At 75.7% G+C, this 17,204-nt stretch carries 16 protein-coding genes, 1 tRNA gene and 2 pseudogenes; 10 read left to right on the top strand and 9 right to left on the bottom strand.

All coding sequences use genetic code 11. From position 1 onward, the window contains the following. The first annotated feature begins 14 nt into the window (after nt 1-14). A tRNA-Sec gene (locus ACFQZ6_RS04225) sits at nt 15-110 on the top strand. A gap of 32 nt (nt 111-142) precedes the next feature. On the opposite strand, the pseudogene ACFQZ6_RS04230 reads toward ACFQZ6_RS04225, so the two are convergent. After that, nucleotides 143-799 (bottom strand): annotated as a pseudogene (locus tag ACFQZ6_RS04230) (SelB domain-containing protein); the annotation flags it as partial. Between ACFQZ6_RS04230 and ACFQZ6_RS04235 the strand changes: the two are divergent. Further along, nucleotides 726-1,121 (top strand): hypothetical protein, encoded by a 396-nt coding sequence (locus tag ACFQZ6_RS04235; RefSeq protein WP_381604998.1) that lies wholly within the window; start codon nt 726-728, stop codon nt 1,119-1,121. The pseudogene ACFQZ6_RS04230 and the gene ACFQZ6_RS04235 overlap by 74 nt on opposite strands. A gap of 290 nt (nt 1,122-1,411) precedes the next feature. Here the strand turns inward: ACFQZ6_RS04235 and ACFQZ6_RS04240 are convergent. Both ACFQZ6_RS04240 and selA read right to left on the bottom strand, forming a co-directional pair. Continuing rightward, nucleotides 1,412-1,879 (bottom strand): annotated as a pseudogene (locus ACFQZ6_RS04240) (GTP-binding protein); the annotation flags it as partial. A 5-nt stretch (nt 1,880-1,884) separates the two neighbouring features. Next, complete coding sequence (gene selA, locus ACFQZ6_RS04245; RefSeq protein WP_381604999.1) at nt 1,885-3,276, bottom strand: L-seryl-tRNA(Sec) selenium transferase; 1,392 nt, start codon at nt 3,274-3,276, stop codon at nt 1,885-1,887. Nucleotides 3,277-3,506: 230 nt separating this feature from the next. Here selA and ACFQZ6_RS04250 point away from each other — a divergent pair, with 230 nt between their 5' ends. The 7 genes from ACFQZ6_RS04250 to ACFQZ6_RS04280 all read left to right on the top strand — a co-directional run bounded on the left by ACFQZ6_RS04250 (nt 3,507) and on the right by ACFQZ6_RS04280 (nt 10,784). After that, nucleotides 3,507-6,338 carry a Na+/H+ antiporter subunit A gene (locus ACFQZ6_RS04250; protein ID WP_381605000.1) on the top strand — a complete coding sequence of 944 codons (2,832 nt, stop codon included), beginning with the start codon at nt 3,507-3,509 and terminating at the stop codon, nt 6,336-6,338. Beyond that, on the top strand, nt 6,335-6,751 hold the full coding sequence (locus tag ACFQZ6_RS04255) for a Na(+)/H(+) antiporter subunit C (RefSeq protein WP_381605001.1): 417 nt from the start codon (nt 6,335-6,337) through the stop codon (nt 6,749-6,751). The genes ACFQZ6_RS04250 and ACFQZ6_RS04255 overlap by 4 nt, the downstream gene beginning before the upstream one ends. Further along, nucleotides 6,748-8,253, top strand: a complete 1,506-nt coding sequence (locus ACFQZ6_RS04260) for a Na+/H+ antiporter subunit D (protein WP_381605002.1) — start codon at nt 6,748-6,750, stop codon at nt 8,251-8,253. The genes ACFQZ6_RS04255 and ACFQZ6_RS04260 overlap by 4 nt, the downstream gene beginning before the upstream one ends. After that, a complete protein-coding gene (locus ACFQZ6_RS04265) occupies nt 8,250-8,789 on the top strand; it encodes a Na+/H+ antiporter subunit E (RefSeq protein WP_381605003.1) in 540 nt (179 codons plus the stop codon). The genes ACFQZ6_RS04260 and ACFQZ6_RS04265 overlap by 4 nt, the downstream gene beginning before the upstream one ends. Further along, on the top strand, nt 8,786-9,052 hold the full coding sequence (locus ACFQZ6_RS04270) for a monovalent cation/H+ antiporter complex subunit F (protein ID WP_381605004.1): 267 nt from the start codon (nt 8,786-8,788) through the stop codon (nt 9,050-9,052). Before ACFQZ6_RS04265 ends, ACFQZ6_RS04270 begins: the two co-directional genes overlap by 4 nt. Next, nucleotides 9,049-9,441 (top strand): monovalent cation/H(+) antiporter subunit G, encoded by a 393-nt coding sequence (gene mnhG, locus ACFQZ6_RS04275; RefSeq protein ID WP_381605005.1) that lies wholly within the window; start codon nt 9,049-9,051, stop codon nt 9,439-9,441. The genes ACFQZ6_RS04270 and mnhG overlap by 4 nt, the downstream gene beginning before the upstream one ends. Before the next feature lie 128 nt (nt 9,442-9,569). Further along, on the top strand, nt 9,570-10,784 hold the full coding sequence (locus ACFQZ6_RS04280; protein WP_381605006.1) for a phosphodiester glycosidase family protein: 1,215 nt from the start codon (nt 9,570-9,572) through the stop codon (nt 10,782-10,784). A gap of 16 nt (nt 10,785-10,800) precedes the next feature. Here ACFQZ6_RS04280 and ACFQZ6_RS04285 read toward each other — a convergent pair whose 3' ends face one another. The 6 genes from ACFQZ6_RS04285 to ACFQZ6_RS04310 all read right to left on the bottom strand — a co-directional run bounded on the left by ACFQZ6_RS04285 (nt 10,801) and on the right by ACFQZ6_RS04310 (nt 16,082). After that, nucleotides 10,801-10,995 (bottom strand): hypothetical protein, encoded by a 195-nt coding sequence (locus tag ACFQZ6_RS04285; protein WP_381605007.1) that lies wholly within the window; start codon nt 10,993-10,995, stop codon nt 10,801-10,803. Between the two features lie 121 nt (nt 10,996-11,116). Next, complete coding sequence (locus tag ACFQZ6_RS04290) at nt 11,117-11,980, bottom strand: phosphatidylinositol-specific phospholipase C/glycerophosphodiester phosphodiesterase family protein (RefSeq protein WP_381605008.1); 864 nt, start codon at nt 11,978-11,980, stop codon at nt 11,117-11,119. A gap of 199 nt (nt 11,981-12,179) precedes the next feature. Then, on the bottom strand, nt 12,180-13,262 hold the full coding sequence (locus tag ACFQZ6_RS04295) for an acyl-CoA dehydrogenase family protein (RefSeq protein WP_381605009.1): 1,083 nt from the start codon (nt 13,260-13,262) through the stop codon (nt 12,180-12,182). Beyond that, nucleotides 13,259-14,440 carry an acyl-CoA dehydrogenase family protein gene (locus tag ACFQZ6_RS04300; RefSeq protein WP_381605010.1) on the bottom strand — a complete coding sequence of 394 codons (1,182 nt, stop codon included), beginning with the start codon at nt 14,438-14,440 and terminating at the stop codon, nt 13,259-13,261. Before ACFQZ6_RS04300 ends, ACFQZ6_RS04295 begins: the two co-directional genes overlap by 4 nt. Further along, a complete protein-coding gene (locus tag ACFQZ6_RS04305; RefSeq protein ID WP_381605011.1) occupies nt 14,437-15,402 on the bottom strand; it encodes an NADPH:quinone oxidoreductase family protein in 966 nt (321 codons plus the stop codon). Before ACFQZ6_RS04305 ends, ACFQZ6_RS04300 begins: the two co-directional genes overlap by 4 nt. 86 nt (nt 15,403-15,488) lie before the next feature. Then, nucleotides 15,489-16,082 carry a helix-turn-helix domain-containing protein gene (locus tag ACFQZ6_RS04310; RefSeq protein ID WP_381605012.1) on the bottom strand — a complete coding sequence of 198 codons (594 nt, stop codon included), beginning with the start codon at nt 16,080-16,082 and terminating at the stop codon, nt 15,489-15,491. A 77-nt stretch (nt 16,083-16,159) separates the two neighbouring features. Here ACFQZ6_RS04310 and ACFQZ6_RS04315 point away from each other — a divergent pair, with 77 nt between their 5' ends. Then, entirely contained in the window at nt 16,160-17,092 is a 933-nt protein-coding gene (locus ACFQZ6_RS04315; RefSeq protein WP_381605013.1) for an NAD(P)/FAD-dependent oxidoreductase, read from the top strand. Nucleotides 17,093-17,204 lie beyond the last annotated feature (112 nt).

Consider the following 17,204-nt stretch of genomic DNA (forward strand, 5'->3'; position numbering starts at 1 on the left):
GCCTGGCCGGGCGGGGAGGCGTGTGGGTGCCTGGTGGCCCTCCCGGTCTTCAAAACCGAGGTGTCCGAGGATCTCGGACAGGCGAGTTCGATTCTCGTCCGCCTCCGCCACTTCCCCGGGTCAGGCAGCGGCGGCGCTGGTCGTCCACCCGTTCCGTGTAGCCGTGGGCGTCCAGGTGTTCCAGGAGCGGTACGGCCACCCGGCGGGTGGTGTCCAGGGCGCGGCGCGCCTCGCTGGTCGTGAACGGCTGGGGCAGCTCGCGCAGGACGGCGGCGGCCCGTTCGTCCGCGCCGGGCAGCAGGACGATCCCGTCGCCGACCCGCAGCAGCGCGCCCGCCGTGACCGCGGCGGCCAACGCCTTGCGGTGCAGGCCGAGTTCGGCGAGCCGGTGCGCCTCGGGGGCGCGGAAGGGCGCCTCGGCCAGTTCGGCGCGCAGGGTCTCCACGGCGGGGGGCAGGGTGGGTCCGGTGGCCGTGGCGCCGTACAGCCGTCCCCGGGAGGTGCGCAAGGGGCGCTCGCCGGGGGTCGCGGCGAGGGCGTCGACCAGGGCCCGGTCGGGCAGGCCGAGCAGGTGCCGGGCCGCCTCGGTGGGCAGGCCGGGGTCGAGGGGGTGCCGGGCGGCGTGGTCGTCGACCGCCTCGGACAGCCGCTCGCGCAGGGCGGCCCAGTGCGCGGAGTCGGCCAGCCAGTCACCGGCGACGGGCGCGGTCGGGGCGGGGACGCCCATGGCGCGCAGGTCGGCGCGGCGGACCAGGCGGCGGCGCCGGAGTTCGGCGGCGCCGTCCGGGCGGCCGGTCATGGTGGCGAGGTCGGCGGCGCGGGCGCGGGCGGCGCCGCGCCGGGTCAGCTTCGGCGGGCGGACGTCGAGCACGGTCACGGCGGCGGGGGCGCGCCGTCCGCCGGGCTCCCGCAGGACGGCCCGGTCACCGACGCGCAGCGGCAGCTCCCGGGCGAGGGTGAGGCGGGCGGTGTCGGTGCCGAGCGGGCGGACGGTCACCGGCACGGCGGCGGTGCCGAGGTGCAGGGTGACCTGGCGGGGCAGGTCGGCGGCGGGGGCGCCGGTGACGCGGACGTCGGTCAGGGCGGTCGGCAGCCAGCGGCCCGGGGTGAGCAGGACCTGACCGCGGGTCAGCAGGCCGTCGGGGGCGCCGTGCGCGTTGACCGCGACCCGGGCCACGGCGCCCACGGCGTCCCGCTCCTCGCCCAGGCACTGCAGCCCGCGCACCCGCACCGCCGTCGTGCCGTCCCCGGCGGTCAGCCGGTCACCGACGCGGAGGGTGCCCGCGGCGAGGGTGCCGGTGACGACGGTGCCGTGGCCGCGCACGGTGAAGGCGCGGTCCAGCCAGAGCCGGACGTCGGCCCCGGTGTCCGGCTCCGGCAGCGCGCGGGCCAGCCCGGCGAGTTCGGCGCGCAGCGCGTCCAGGCCCGCGCCGGTGACCGCGCTGACGGCGACGGACGGTACGGCGCCCAGCGAGGTCGCCGCGAGCCGTTCGGCGGCGTCGGCGCGGACCGGCTCCGGGTCGGCGAGGTCGCCGCGGGTGACGGCGAGGACGGCGTGCCGGACGCCGAGGGCGTGCAGGATCTCCAGGTGCTCCTGGGACTGGCGCTGCCAGCCCTGGTCGGCGGCGACGACGAACAGCACGGCGGGCACGGGTCCGGCACCGGCCAGCATGGTGGCGACGAAGCGTTCGTGGCCGGGCACGTCGACGAAGGCGAGGCTCTCGCCGTCCGGGGGCAGGCTGGTCCACGCGAAGCCGAGGTCGAGGGTGAGGCCGCGGCGGCGTTCCTCGGCCAGCCGGTCGGGTTCCATGCCGGTGAGCGCCCGTACGAGGGCGGACTTGCCGTGGTCGACGTGTCCGGCGGTGGCCAGCACCCGCATGACGGCTACCGTCCCGCCGAAGCCGAAGCCGAAGCCGAAGCCGACCCCGCTGCCGACACCGACGCCGACCCCGCTGCCGACTCCGGCGCCGACCGGACGGCCGCGGCGAGGCGCTCGTCGTCCGGTTCGGGCACGGTGCGCAGGTCCAGCAGGCAGCGCCCGGCGGTGAGCCGTCCGACCACCGGGTCGGCGCCGACGCGTAGGGCGGCGGCGTACCGCTCGGGCAGTGACAGCGCGGCGCTGGGCAGGGTGACGCCGGGCGCTCCCCCGCCGCCGACGGTGGCCTCGCTGTCGACGGCGTGGGCGTCGACGCCGTCCGCCGCGAGCGCGTGGGCGAGGCGTTCGGCGCGCTGGCGCAGCCGGGCCGGGTCGGCGGTGAGGGCCTCGTCGGTGGGGGTGGCGGGGCCGGTGAGGGTGGCCTCCAGGGCGGCGAGGGTGAGCTTGTCGACGCGCAGGGCGCGGGCCAGCGGGTGCCGGGCGAGGGTGCGCACGATGTCCCGCGTGCCGAGCAGGAGGCCGCACTGGGGACCGCCGAGGAGCTTGTCGCCGCTGGCGGTGACCAGGGCGGCACCGGCGCGCAGTGCGGTCTCGGCGTCGGGTTCGTCGGGGAGCAGCGGGTGCGGGGCGAGCAGCCCGGAGCCGATGTCGACGACGACGGGGACGCCCAGCGGGGCGAGTTCGGTGACGTCGGCCGCGCGGGTGAAGCCGGTGACGCGGAAGTTGGAGGGGTGCACCTTGAGCACGAACGCCGTCCGGTCGTCGAGGGCGGCGGCGTAGTCGTCGGGTGTGGTGCGGTTGGTGGTGCCGACCTCGCGGAGCCGGGCGCCGGTGGCGACCAGCAGGTCAGGCAGCCGGAAGCCGTCCCCGATCTCCACCATCTCGCCCCGGCTGACGACGATGTCCCGTCCGGCGGCGAGCGCGGTGGCGGCCAGCACGAGGGCGGCGGCGCCGTTGTTGACGACGTGCGCCGCGGCGGCGGACGGGACCCGGTCGCGCAGGGCGGCCAGCGCCGTACGGCCACGCCGGGCCCGTACCCCGGTGCGCAGGTCGAGTTCGACGTCGGTGGGCCCGGCGGCCTCCGCCACCGCCTGCCGCGCCGCCGCCGACAGCGGGGCGCGGCCGAGGTTGGTGTGCAGCAGGACGCCGGTGGCGTTGAGGACGGCGCGCAGTCCACCCGCCGTACGGGGCAGCAGGGCGAGGGCGGTGTCCGCGACCGCGCCGGGCGGGACGGCGCCCTGCCGGGCCCGCTCCTGGGCCTGCCGGACCGCCGACTTCACGGGCGCCTCGCCCAGCCGGGCCGCCGCTTCGCGCAGCCGGGGGTCGCGCAGGACGGCGTCGGTGCGGGGGACGGCGCGGCGCGGGTCGAGCCGCGGCGCGTCGGTCGCCTGTGGGTTCACGGGCCCCTCCGAGGTCTGCTGTGCGCGGCCTTGCTGGTCCTCCAGTGCCCCGACGCACCGTCAGGACACGTCGGAGGGGGCCGATTGCGCGGCGATGTCGCGGCAAAGGGTTCATTTGCCACCGTGTCGGGCACCCGCCAGCCGCGAAGGTGGTAGATCCCCCGCGAAGGCCGGGCAGGGACGAGCGGAGTGTCGGCGGAGCGGATCGCCGCGGAGGGGTTGGTGCTGCTGTGCTGTTCCTGCTGGCCGCCCATGCCGTGGTCGCCGTGGCGATCCGCTGGGGACAGCGGCGGCTGGGCCGGGCGGTGTGGCCGGTCGCGGCGCTGGTGCCGCTGGCGGTGGTGGGCTGGGCGAGCGCGCGGGCGGCGGGGGTCCTGGACGGCGCGGTGCACACCGCGTCCCTCGCCTGGGCGCCGTCGCTGGGGCTCACGGTCGATCTGCGGCTGGACGCGCTGTCCCTGCTGATGCTGTGGATCGTCGCCGGGGTCGGGGCGCTGGTGCTGCTGTACTGCCGGTACTACGTGGAGCGGGACGGCGGCCAACTCGCCGCGCTGCTGCTGCTCTTCGCCGGGGTGATGGCGGGCCTGGTGCTGGCCGACGGCCTCTTCGTGCTGTACGTGTTCTGGGAACTGACCACGGTGGTGTCGTTCCTGCTCATCGCGGGGCGGGGCGAGTCGGCGGAGGAGCGGCGGGCGGCACGGCAGGCGCTGCTGGTGACGACGGCCGGGGGCCTGGTGATGCTGCTCGGCTTCGTGCTGCTGGCGTCGGCCGCCGGGACGCAGCGGATCTCCGCGATCGTCGCCGACCCGCCGCGCGGCGACACGGTGACCGTCGCCGTGGTGCTCGTCCTGGTCGGCGCGTTCGCGAAGTCCGCGCAGTTCCCGCTGCACGGCTGGCTGCCCGCGGCGATGGTGGCGCCGACGCCGGTGAGCGCCTATCTGCACGCGGCGGCGATGGTGAAGGCGGGCGTCTACCTGGTGGCCCGGCTGGCGCCCGCGCTGGCGGAGGTCGGCCCGTGGCGGCCGATGGTGCTGGCGGTGGGCCTGGGCACCCTGGTCCTCGGCGCGTGGCGGGCGCTGCGCGCGCTCGACCTGAAGCTGCTGCTGGCCTACGGCACGATCAGCGAACTGGGCCTGCTGACCGCGCTGCTCGGCGCGGGCACCCGGACGGCGGCGGTCGCGGGGGCGGTGCTGCTGATGGCGCACGCCTCGTTCAAGTCGGCGCTGTTCCTGTCGGTGGGGATCGTGGACCGCCGCACCGGCACCCGGGACGTGCGGGAGCTGTCGGGCCTCGGACGGCGGATGCCGGTGCTGTGCGCGGTGGCGGTGCTCGCCGCCGCGTCGATGGCGGGGCTGCCGCCGCTGCTCGGCTACCTCGCCCACGAGGCCGCCGTGGAGGCACTGTGGCACGGACCTGGGCTCGCGGCGCACGGCTGGCTGACGGGGGCCCTGGTGGCGGGCTTCGCGCTGACGCTGGCGTACAGCGCGCGGTTCCTGCGGGGCGCGTTCGGCGGTCCGGTGACGGGGGCGGTGGAGCGGGCGCGGCGGCCGGAGCCGGGGTTCCTGGCGCCGGTGGCGGTGCTGTCGGCGGCGGGGCTGGTCCTCGGCGTGGGGTACGCGGGGACGGCGGCGGTCGCGGAAGCGTACGCGGACGTGTTCCCGGCGGGGCCTGACGGCCCGTACGAACTGAAGCTGTGGCACGGCTTCACCGGGGTGCTCGGGCTGTCGGCGCTGGCGCTGCTGATCGGCTTCGCGCTGCACCTGTGCCTGCGTCGGCTGCCGTACGGCACGGCGCGGCGGCTGCCCCGGCTGCCGGACGCGCAGGCCGTGTTCGAGCGGGTGCTCGCGGGCGTGGACCGGGTCGCGGTCGCCGTCACCGGGCGGATCCAGGTGGGTTCGCTGCCCGTCTATCTGACGGTGCTGCTGACGACGGTGGTCGTGGTGCCCGGCGTGGCCCTCGCGGCGGCGGCGCCCACGCTGGGGTCGCCGTCGGCGTGGTGGTCGCCGGTGGAGCCGGTGCTCGGGGTGCTGGTGCTGGTCGCGGCCGGGGCGGTGGTGGCCGCCCGGCACCGGCTGACCGGGGTGCTCCTTGCGGGCGCCGTCGGGTACGGCGTCGCGGGGATCTTCCTGGTGCGCGGGGCGCCGGACCTGGCGCTCACCCAGTTGCTGGTGGAGACCATGACGCTGGTCGTGGTGGTGCTGGTGCTGCGGCGGATGCCGTCCCGGTTCGGTCCCGGCCGGACGGTGACCCGGGCGCGGCTGCTGCGCGCGGCGGCGGCCTGCGCGGTCGGGGTGTTCGTCATCTGCTTCGCCCTCGCGGCGTCCGCGGCGCGTCGGGCGCCCGCCGTCTCCGCCCAGCAGGTGCGGCACGCGACGGAGGCGGGCGCCGACAACGTGGTCAACGCGATCGTCGTCGACTTCCGCGCCCTGGACACCCTCGGGGAGATCTCGGTGCTGCTGGTGGCGGCGGTCGGCGTGGTCAGCCTGGTCCGGGTGCGCGGCCGGGGCCTGGCCCGGCGCGACGGCCAGCGGCGGCGCGCGGCGTTCCCGACCGCGCACTGGGACGAGCCCGCCGGGACCTGGCTGCCCGGGGCGAAGGAACGGCCGGGCGGCGAGCGGTCGGTGCTGCTTGAGGTGGTCACCCGGCTGCTGTTCCCGTCGATCCTGGTGCTCTCGCTGTTCCTGCTGTTCTCCGGGCACTACCGGCCAGGCGGCGGCTTCGCGGGCGGGCTGGTGGCGGGTCAGGCGTTCGTGCTGCGCTACCTGGTGGGCGGGCGCGCCGACCTGGGCGCCGCGGTGCGGGTGCACTCGGGGGTGGTCGCGGGCACGGGTCTGATGACCGCGTCCGCCGTGGGGCTGCTCCCGGCGTTCGCCGGGGGCGCGCCGCTGGAGAGCACGGTGGTGACGGTGCATCCGCCGCTCCTTGGCACGGTGGAGTTCGCGACGAGCGTCTTCTTCGACGTCGGGGTCTACCTGGTCGTCGTCGGGGTCACGCTGAAGCTGCTGTCGGCGGCGGGCGTCTCGCTGGGCCGGGGGCGCGTGGAGCGGGAGGCCGCGTCGTGAACACCATCGACCTCACGCTGTCCGTCGTCGTCGGCGTGCTGTTCGCGGTCGGGTTCTACCTGATGCTGCAACGCTCGCTGATGCGGATCGTCCTGGGGTTCATCGTCCTCGGGCACGGCACCAACCTGTTGCTGCTGGTCGCGGGTGGCACCCCCGGGCGGCCCCCGATCACGGACGGGAAGGCGGCGGACCCGGCGCGGTACGCCGATCCGCTGCCGCAGGCGATGGCGCTGACCTCGATCGTGATCACGTTCGCGCTGACCGCGTTCCTGACGGCGCTGGCGTACCGGTCGTGGCGGCTGTGGGGCAACGACGAGGTGCGCGACGACGTCGAGGACCGCCGGATCGGCACCTTCGCGGAGCGCGCCGGGCACGGCGAACGGGAGCGGACCCCACCGGAGGACGGGCGATGAGGCCGACGTTGCTGGCGCTGCCGGTGCTGCTGCCGCTGCTCGGCGCCGGGCTGTCGCTGCTCGGGCCGCGGCGGGCGGTCATCCGCGGCCTGAGCGGGGCGGTGCTGGCGGTGGTGCTGGCCGACGCGGTGGCGCTGCTGGTGCTGGCCGACCGGGACGGGCCGCAGGCCGTGCACATGGGCGGCTGGCCCGCGCCGCTGGGCATCACCCTGGTCGCGGACCGGCTGTCGGCGCTGCTGCTGACGGTGTCGGCGCTGGTGTCCCTCGCGGTGCTGGGGTTCGCGGTCGGGCAGGGCACGGCGGAGCGCCGGGAGCGGTCGGCGCGGGTGTTCCACCCGGCCTACCTGGTGCTGGTGGCGGGCGTGAGCCTGGCCTACCTCTCCGGTGACCTGTTCAACCTGTTCGTCGCCTTCGAGGCGATGCTCGCGGCGTCGTACGTGCTGATCACGCTGGACGCGGGTCGCAACCGCACCCGCGCGGGCATGACGTACACCATCGTCAGCCTGACCTCGTCGCTGCTGTTCATCACGCTGATCGCGCTGGTGTACGCGGCGACGGGCACGGTCACGCTGGCGCAGCTCGGGCCGCGCCTGGCGGAGCTGGACGGCGGGCTGCGGGGCGCGCTGGCGCTGCTGACGCTGACCGTCCTCGGCATCAAGGCGGCCCTGGTGCCGCTGCACTTCTGGCTCCCGGACAGCTATCCGACCGCGCCCGCGCCGATCACCGCGGTGTTCGCGGCGCTGCTGACGAAGGTCGGCGTGTACGCGCTGCTGCGCACCGAGACGCTGCTGTTCCCGCGCACCGGGGTGTGGCCGCTGCTGGCCTGGGTGGCGGTCGCGACGATGCTGGTGGGCATCCTCGGCGCGCTCGCGCAGGACGACGTCAACCGGCTGCTGTCCTTCACCCTCGTCAGCCACATCGGGTTCATGCTGTTCGGGCTCGCCCTGTTCGACGTGCGCGGGCTGACCGGGACCATCCTGTACGTCGTCCACCACATCGTGGCGCAGGCGGCGCTGTTCCTGGTGGCGGACCTGATGGTGCGGCGCACCGACACGGCGGCGCTGTCGGTGATGGCGCGGCGGCCGACGCCGGGCGCGCTGGTGGCCGTGCTGTTCGCGCTCCCGGCGATGAGTCTGGCGGGGGTGCCGCCGTTCTCCGGGTTCGTGGCGAAGCTGGCGCTGTTGCAGGCCGGTGCGGGGCGCGGCGGGGCGGTGGCGTACCTCCTGCTCGGCGCGGCGGTGCTGACCAGCGCGCTGACCCTGTACGCGATGGCCCGGGTGTGGACGGCCGGGTTCATGAAGCCGCCGCGTCCGGCCCGGGGCGCGTCGGTGCGCACGCGCGGGGCGCGGCTGATGCTGACCTCGGCGGCGGGGGTGACGGTGGCGGGGCTGGTGGTCACGGCCGGGGCGGGGCCGCTGGCGCGGCTCGGGGAGCGGGCCGCGCAGGACCTGCTGCGCCCGCAGGCGTACCGGTCGGTCGTCCTGGGTGAGGGGGAGCGGTGAGCCGGGTCGTGCGGCACCTGCCGATGGTGGGCTGGCTGTGGCTGCTGTGGGTGCTGCTGTGGGGGTCGGTCGGCCCGGTGGTGCTGGTCGGTGGCCTGGTCGTCGCCGTCGGGGTCGTGGTGGCGTTCCCGCTGCCGCCGGTGCCGGGCTGGGCGCCCCGGCCGCTGGCCGTCGTACGGCTGCTGGCGCGGCTGTTCGCCGACCTGGTCGGGTCGGGCGCGGTGGTGGCGTGGCAGGCGGTGCGGTACGGGCCGCGGACCACCGCGGCGATCGTGGAGGTGCCGCTGCGCGCCGACAGCGACCTGCTCATCACGGCGGTGGCGGAGGTCACGACGATGGCGCCGGGGGCGCTGGTGATGGAGATCGACCGCGGGCGGCGGCGCCTGTACGTGCACGCGCTGCCGGTGCGCGACGCGCACGACGTGGAGGACCGGCGGCGGCAGGCCCGCTCGGTGGAGGACGCGGTGGCGCGGGCGATGGGCCAGCCCCTCCCGGACCGCGCCCCGGACGACGACGCTGGAGGGAACCCGTCATGACCGTGCTCTACGCCGTCACGCTCGGCGTGCTGTCGGCCGCCGCGCTGCTGACGCTGGTGCGGCTGGTGCGCGGGCCGAGCGCGCTGGACCGCATCATGGCGCTGGACGTGATCGTGACGCTGGTCATCGCGGGCGCCGCGGTCGGGATGGTCCTGCGGGACGACACCACGGCCGTGCCCGCGCTGGTCGTGCTCACCCTGCTGGCGTTCATCGGGTCGGTGACGGCGGCCTACCTGGTGGAGAAGCGGGAGGGGATGCGATGACCGTCGTCCGGGACGTGCTGACGGCGGTGCTGTTCCCGGCCGGGGCGGTGTTCTGCCTGCTGGGCGCGGTGGGGCTGCTGCGGTTCCCGGACACCGGCAGCCGACTGCACGCCGCCGCGAAGGCGCAGACGCTCGGGCTGCTGCTGGTGCTGCTGGGCGCGGCGGCGCAACTGCCGTCGCGGCACGCCCCCGTGCTGGTCCTCGTCGCCGTGTTCCAGATGCTGACCGCGCCGGTGACCAGCCAGATCGTCGGCCGTACCGCCTACCGCGTGGACGGCCTCGACCGGCGCTCCCTGGTCCGCGACGAACTCGCCGAGCGGCTCACGAAGGACGGCACTCCGCCGCCCGGCGCGGACACCGGGCCGCCGGACCACGACGCGGACCGCTGAGCGGCGTACCCGGGCGCCGTGTGGCCGTGTGTTCCGGCCGCGTCGGCGCGTAGGACCCCCGGGGGCCACCACCGTCTGCTCCACTGCTTCCTGTGGACACGACAGTTGACGGACCCTCAGGGGGAACTGTGACGGGCAGAGGACTGCTGGCGTTACTGGCCGCTCTCGGCGCGCTGACCGGGACGGCCCTGTCGGGAGCCGCCCCGGCCGCCGCCGCGGCCGACGGCACCCGGGTGGCGCCGGGCGTGGTCTACGAGGAGTTCGACGTCGACGCCCTCGGCGGGCCGACGCACCTGCACGTGCTGCGCGTCGACGTGGCCGACCCCCGGGTCCGCCTCGACCTGCTGCACCCGGGCGCGGTGGCGGCGCGGGCCACGGTGTCGTCGATGGCCGACGCCTCCGGCGCCGTCGCGGGCGTCAACGGCGACTTCTTCAACATCACCGAGGTACAGCACCCCGGCGTCGCGGCGACCGGCGCCAGCTCGGGACCGGCGATCGCGTCCGGGCGGGCGATGAAGGCGGCGGTGCCCGACGCGCAGCGCTTCGGCCCGGCGCTGCCGCCCGGCACCAGCGCCCGGGACGTCATCGGGGTGGGCGTCGACCGGCGGGCCCGGCTCGACCGGCTGACGCTGGCCGGGACCGTCCGGGCCCCGGAGGGGACGCTGCCGCTGGGCGGGTTCAACCAGTACGCGCTGCCCGAGGGCTCGGTCGGCGCGTTCACGGCCCGCTGGGGCGGCGCCTCCCGGGTGCGCGCCACCTGCGGCACGGACACCGACCGGGCGGCGCCGTGCAGCGCGGACACCCATGAGGTGACGGTCCGTCACGGCCGGGTCGTCGCGCACGCCGACACCCCCGGCGGCGGGCCCGTCGAGGCGGGCACGACGGTGCTCGTCGGCCGGGAGGCGGGCGCGCGGTGGCTGCGGAAGCTGGCCGTGGGGGAACCGGTGGCGGTCGGGCACCGGCTGGTGGCGGCCGGGAGCAAGGTGCCGTACCGGTTCGCGGTGGGCGGCTACCCGGTGCTGACGGGCGGTCAGCCGGTGCCCGGCCTGAGCAACGCCACCCCGGCGGTCCGCACCGTCGCCGGGATCGCGGACGGCGGGCGGAGCCTGCTGCTGCTCGCCGTGGACGGGGCGCCGGAGTACCGCAGCGGTCTGACGGTCGCCGAGATGGCGGACGTCATGCGGGACCTCGGGGCGGTGGACGCCGTCAGCCTGGACGGCGGCGGGTCGTCGGCGCTGGTCGCCCGCGCGCCGGGCGAGAGCGGCGTCACCGTGCTGAACCACCCGTCCGGCGGCGCCGAACGCCCCGTGCCGAACGGCATCGGCGTCTACGCGACGCCCTGACCCGGGGGCGGCGGCCTCACGGTCGCAGACCGCTGACGATGTCGGCGGTCGCCGTGAGGCCGCTGCTGATGGTCGGGGCGATGCTGGTGCCCGCCAGGTAGAACCCGAGCAGCAGGCACACCAGGGCGTGCGAGATCTTCAGTCCACCGCTGCGGACGAAGATCACCGCCAGGATCAGGAGCAGCAGCACCACAGAGATGGAAACGGCCATCGTCACACTCCTCCGCCACGCCGCACGTCCGGTTCACGGCGTTCGGCCGCAAGTGTGGCGTAGCGGAGGGTTCGTCCGGGCGGCTGACCTGTCCTCCGATCGTGTGGTCTTGCCGGGGGTCCTACGCCGCCCGGTGGGCGTCCAGGAACGCCTCCAGGCCCGCCAGGTCGTCGGTGTTGAGGTAGTCGACGTCGGCGGCGAGCAGCTCCGTCCACAGCGCGTCCCGCTCCGGACCGGGCACGTCCGGCGTCGCCCAGAACCGCACCTGCTGGCCGCGGGCGTGCGCGGCGCCGGTGATGGCGTGCAGCTTCTCCCGCTCGGCGGTGGGGAAGGGGCCGGTGCCCCGCCAGGTGAAGTGGTTGGTCCAGTTGTCGCTGATCAGGGAGATGAAGGAGGCGGGCGCGGGGCCGCCGAGGTCGGCGAGGCGGCCGTCGTAGAAGGCGCGGCGTTCGGTCTGCGCCTCCATGGGGACGCGGGCGGCGCGGTCGCCGGAGATGACGGCGATGACCGGGCCGGTGCGCACCCGGCCGTGGGCGTAGCGGGTGAACAGGTGCGGGTAGCGGCGCAGTCGGCGGTCGAGTTCGAGGTAGGTGGCCGAGCCCTCGGTCTTGAGGTCGATCAGCAGTTGGAGGGGCCGGTGGTGGCCGCGGTAGACCCAGCCGTGCCCGTCCCGGACGCGGGCGGCGAGCGGGTCGAGGTAGAGGGACTCCAGGGTGCGGGCCGGGTCGAGGTCCACCGGGTCGTGGGCGACGAGGAGTTGGCCGTCGACGAGGTAGATGTCGGCCTCGACGCTGCCGAAGCGGTGGTCGAGGGCGTCGAGGAGGGGCCGCGGGTGCTCGTAGTCGTTGTGGGCGTGGGCGCGCCACAGCGGGCGCGGGCCGCGCCCCCGCTCGCCCGCGAGCGCCTGGGTGGCGGGCAGCGCGAACGAGCCCGCGAGGGCGGCGCCGAGGGTGGTGAGGGCTCTGCGGCGGGTGGTGAGGGCCATGTCTGCCTCCCGGGAGGGCCGGATCGGGACGCAGTGAGTATGAGCCGGAACGGGCGCCAAGAGACCGGCGCGTGCCAGGAGTTGGCTGGACCGCCGCCATGAGTTCACTCCCGTCGCCCACGACACACGGGAAAGCCCACTCCCCCGGCACACGGGAAGGCCCGCCCCTGGTGGGACGGGCCTTCCGTGCCGGAAAGGCTCAGGGCGTCGGCAGTGCGGCCAGTTCGCCCACCGTCTGCCGGTGGGCGCCCGCGGTGCCGTACGCGATCGAGTCGGCCTTGGCCCGCTTCAGGTACAGGTGCACCGGGTGTTCCCAGGTCATCCCGATGCCGCCGTGCAGTTGCAGCGCCTCCTCGGTGGCGTGCACGGCGACCGGCGCGGCGTACGCCTGGGCGACGGCCACCGCGAGGTCGGTGTCCTCGCCGGTGGTGAGGGCGTCGGCGGCGTTGCGGGCGGCGGCGCGGAGGTTGACGACCTCAAGCCAGAGCTGGGCGAGCCGGTGCTTGAGGGCCTGGAAGCCGCCGACCGGACGGTTGAACTGCGTGCGTTCCTTCAGGTAGCGCACGGTCTCGGTCAGCGCCCAGTCCGCGACGCCGAGCTGCTCGGAGGCGAGCAGTCCGGCCCCGGCCCGCAGCGCGCGCCGCACGGCGGGCCCCGCCTCGCCCAGCCGTCGGCCGGGCGCGCCGTCCAGGGTGACCGTCGCCAGCGGCCGGGTCAGGTCGAGCGGCACCCGCGGGGTGACGGTCACGGCGTCGGCGGCCACGGCGTACAGCCCGCCGTCGTCCGCGGGCACCAGCAGCACATCGGCGGCGGTGGCGTCCGCGATGCCGGTCAACTCCCCGTGCAGCGTGCCGTCTTCGAGCCGTACGGTGTCCCAGTCGCCGCCCGGACCGAGGTGCAGGGCGACGGCGAGGGCGGCGACGCGGCGCCCGGTGGCCAGCTCGGTGAGGAGGTCGTCGGCGGCACAGTCGAGCAGGGCCTCGGTGGCGACGACGGCGCTGGTGAGGTAGGGCACGGGGGCGACGGCGCGGCCCAGTTCCTCCAGGACGACGGCGGCCTCGCGGTGGGTGGCGCCCTGGCCGCCCAGCTCCTCGGGGACGAGGAGTCCGGCGAGGCCCATGCCCTCGGTGAGCGCCTTCCAGGTGTCGGGGTCGTGCGGCTCGTCGGACTCGGCGCGGGCGAGGACGGCGGCGGCGTCGCAGTGGTCCGCGAGCAGGTCGCGGACGGCGGCGCGGAGGGCCTCCTCCTCCTCGCTGTAGAGCAGGTCGGGCTGTGCGCTCATCGGGCGAGGTCCTTCCAGGCGACGTCCTTGTCGGTGCGCGGCTCGGCGGGCAGCCCGAGGACGCGCTCGGCGACGATGTTCAGCAGGACCTCGCTGGTCCCGCCCTCGATGCTGTTGCCCTTGGCGCGCAGGTAGCGGTACCCGGCGTCGCGGCCGGTGAAGTCGACCTGCTGGGGGCGGCGCATGGTCCAGTCGTCGTACAGCAGGCCCTCCTCGCCCCGCAGTTCGACCTCCAGGCCGCTGATCTCCTGGGCGAGGCGGGCGAAGCCGAGCTTCATCCCGGCGCCCTCGGGTCCGGGGTGTCCGGCGGCGAGCTGCTGGCGCAGGCGTTCGCCGGTGAGCCGGGCCACCTCGGCGTCGACCCAGACCTTCAGCAGCCGCTGGTGCAGGTCGTGGGTGCGCAGCTCGGGGCGTTCACGCCAGGTCGCGGAGACGGGGCCGATCATGCCGCCCTCGCGGGGCAGCCGCATCCCGCCGATGGCGACGCGCTCGTTGTTGAGCGTGGTCTGCGCGACCCGCCAGCCGTCACCGATCTCGCCCAGGCGGCGGGAGTCGGGGATGCGGACGTCGGTGAGGAACACCTCGTTGAACTCGGCCTCGCCGGTGATCTGCCGCAGCGGGCGGACCTCCACGCCGGGGTCGGTCATGTCGCACAGGAAGTAGGTGATGCCGCGGTGCTTGGGCACGTCCGGGTCGGTGCGGGCGATGAGGATGGCCCAGCGGGCGACATGGGCGCTGGACGTCCACACCTTCTGCCCGTTGACCACCCAGTCGTCGCCTTCCCTGACGGCGCGGGTGCCGAGGGCGGCGAGGTCGGACCCGGCGCCGGGTTCGCTGAAGAGCTGGCACCAGACCTCCTCGCCCGTCCACAGCGGGCGCAGATAGGTGCGCTTCTGCTCCTCGGTGCCGTAGTGCAGGATCGTCGGCGCGGCCATGCCGAGGCCGATGCCGATCCGCCGGGGGTCGTTGTCGGGGGCGCCGGCGGCCTCCAGCTCGGCGTCCACGACGGCCTGGAGGGTGCGTGGGGCGCCGAGTCCGCCGAGGCCCTCGGGGAAGTGCACCCAGGCGAGCCCGGCGTCGAAGCGGGCGCGCAGGAACTCCAGCCGGTCGGTGCTGGCGGGCGGGTGCGCGGCGAGGAACTCCTGGGTGCGGCGGCGCAGTTCGGCGGCGTCGGTCATGCGGCCACCCCCGGCAGGACGGCGATCCGGCCGGTGGTCACACCGTCCGCGACCCGCTGGACGGCGTCGGCGGCCCCGGCGAGCGGGACGCGCTCGCTGACCAGCGGCTTCACGGCGCCGCGGGCGGCCAGCTCGGTGAGCTGCTCGTGGCACTCCTCGACCAGCTTGGGGTTCTTGGTGTTGTACAGGCCCCAGTGCAGGCCGAGGATCGAGTAGTTCTTCACCAGGGCGTGGTTGAGGCCGGGGCTGGGGATCGTGCCGCTGGCGAAGCCGATGACGACGATCCGGCCCTCGAAGGCGACGACCTTCGTGGACTGGGTGTAGGCGTCGCCGCCCACGGGGTCGTAGACCACGTCGGCGCCCCGGCCGCCGGTGGCCTCCTTGACGGCGGCGATGACGTCCTCGGTGTGCCGGTCGATCACCACGTCACAGCCGAGGCGCCGGGCGACGGCGGCCTTCTCGGCGCCGCCCGCGACGCCGATGACGGTCGCCCCGGCGGCCTTGCCGAGCTGGACGGCGGCGCTGCCCACCCCGCCCGCGGCGGCGTGCACGAGGAGGGTCTCGCCGGGAGCGATACGGGCCCTGCGGTGCAGCGCGAACCAGCCGGTCTGGTAGCCGATGTGCAGGGCGGCGGCCTCCGCGTCGTCCAGCGCCTCGGGGGCGGGCCGCAGCCCGGCGGCGTCCGCGACGGCGTACTCGGCGAAGCCGCCGTGCGGCAGGACGGGGGTGCCGAGCACCCGGCGCCCGTCCTCGGTCTCGCCGCAGATCTCCACGCCCGGGGTGAACGGCAGCGGCGGGCGGACCTGGTAGTGGCCGCGGCACATCAGCGCGTCCGGGAAGTTGACGCTGGCGCCGCGCACCTTCAGCAGCACCTGGCCGTCCCCGGGGGCGGGCCGCGCCACGTCGGCGAGGCGCATCACCTCGCCCGGCTCGCCGTTCTCGTGCACTTGCCATGCCTGCATGGGGGGCCTCCACGGGGGACTGCTTCGTCTGACCGGGGTCGATCCGCATACTAAGCGGTCGCTTGCTGCCCTGGGAACAGGTGGCGTCAGTCCTCTTGCCCGTCCTCACCCCTACGAGTGGGCCGCGCCCGTACGTGCATCCGCTCCCCCTGTGGCCCGAACAGGCTGATGAACTCCGCGGGGCCCTCCCCCGTCGACCCGAACCAGTGCGGCACCCGGGTGTCGAACTCGGCGGCCTCCCCCGCGGTCAGCACGATGTCGTGGTCCCCGAGGACCAGCCGCAGCCGCCCGGACAGCACGTACAGCCACTCGTACCCCTCGTGGGTGCGCAGCTCCGGCACCCGCTCCTGCTGCGGCTCCAGCACCTTGAACGCCTGGAGTCCGCCGGGCTGCCGGGTGAGCGGCCAGTGGGTGCGGCCGTAGCGGTTGATCGGCGCCGCGCGGATCCGGGGGTCGCGCACCGGCGGGGCGCCCACCAGGTCGTCCAGCGCCACGCCGTGCGCCTGCGCGATGGGCAGCAGCAGCTCCAGGCTGGGCCTGCGCAGCCCGGACTCCAGCCGGGAGAGCGTGCTCACCGAGATGCCGGTGGTCTCGGACAGCGCGGTCAGCGTCACCTCCCGTTCCTTGCGCAGTTGCCGCAGCCGGGGGCCCACGCCCGCCAGGACGTCGTCGGTACTCATGGTCTTATTGCAGGTTCGGCAAACAAGTTTGTCAATCCGTCTCCCGTCGGGTGACGGTGTGCGTGGAGGTGGTCACCATGACCGAGCAGACCGACACGTACGAGGTGGCAGTCGTCGGCGGGGGCGCCGCGGGCCTGTCCGCGGCCCTCGTCCTGGGCCGGGCCCGGCGCCGGACCCTGGTCGTCGACGCGGGTGAGCCGCGCAACGCGCCCGCCGCCCACATGCAGGGCTATCTGTCGCGGGACGGCATGTCCCCGGCCGAGTTCCTGGCGGTGGGCCGCGAGGAGATCGCGCGGTACGGCGTCGAGCTGGTCCGGGACGAGGCGGTCGGCGTGCGGAGGGACACGGACTTCGCCGTGACGCTGGCCAGTGGGCGGACCGTGCGGGCGCGGCGGCTGGTGGTCACCACCGGCCTGAGGGACGAGCTGCCCGACGTGCCCGGCGTCGCCGAGCGGTTCGGGCGGGACGTGCTGCACTGCCCGTACTGCCACGGCTGGGAGGTGCGCGACCAGGCCTTCGGGGTCCTCGCGGGCAGCGCGATGCCCGCCCACCAGGCGCTGATGGTGTCGCAGTGGTCCAGGGACGTGACGCTGTTCCTGCACCGGGTCCCCGAGGCGGAGCTGTCGGACCAGGACCTGCGCCGCCTGGCCGCGGCCGGGGTGAAGGTCGTCCCCGGCGAGGTCGCGGGCCTGGCGGTGACCGACGACCGGCTGACCGGCGTACGGCTCGCGGACGGCACCACGCACGAGCGGTCGGTGCTGTTCGTGGCGCCGCGCCCCGTGCCGCGGGTGGGCCTGCTGGAGCAGCTCGGCGCGGAGCTGACCGAGACGCCGTTCGGCGCGTACCCGGTGGTCGACCCGACCGGCCAGACCACCGTGCCCGGGGTGTGGGCGGCGGGCAACGCGATGGGCTTCGGGGAGCAGGTGGTGAACGCGGCGAGCGGCGGCTACCGGGCCGGGGCGACCATCAACGGCGACCTGCTCATGACGGACCTCGACGCCACCCTCTAGCGAGCGCGAGGTTGTGGAGGCCGCCCCTTGTCCAGGGCGCGGAGGTGTGGACGCCGCCCCTTGTCCAGGGCGCGGAGGTGTGGACGCCGCCCCTTGTCCAAGGCGTGGAGGT

This window comes from Streptomyces flavalbus (assembly GCF_042674625.1).
GTDB classification, from domain to species: domain Bacteria; phylum Actinomycetota; class Actinomycetes; order Streptomycetales; family Streptomycetaceae; genus Streptomyces; species Streptomyces flavalbus.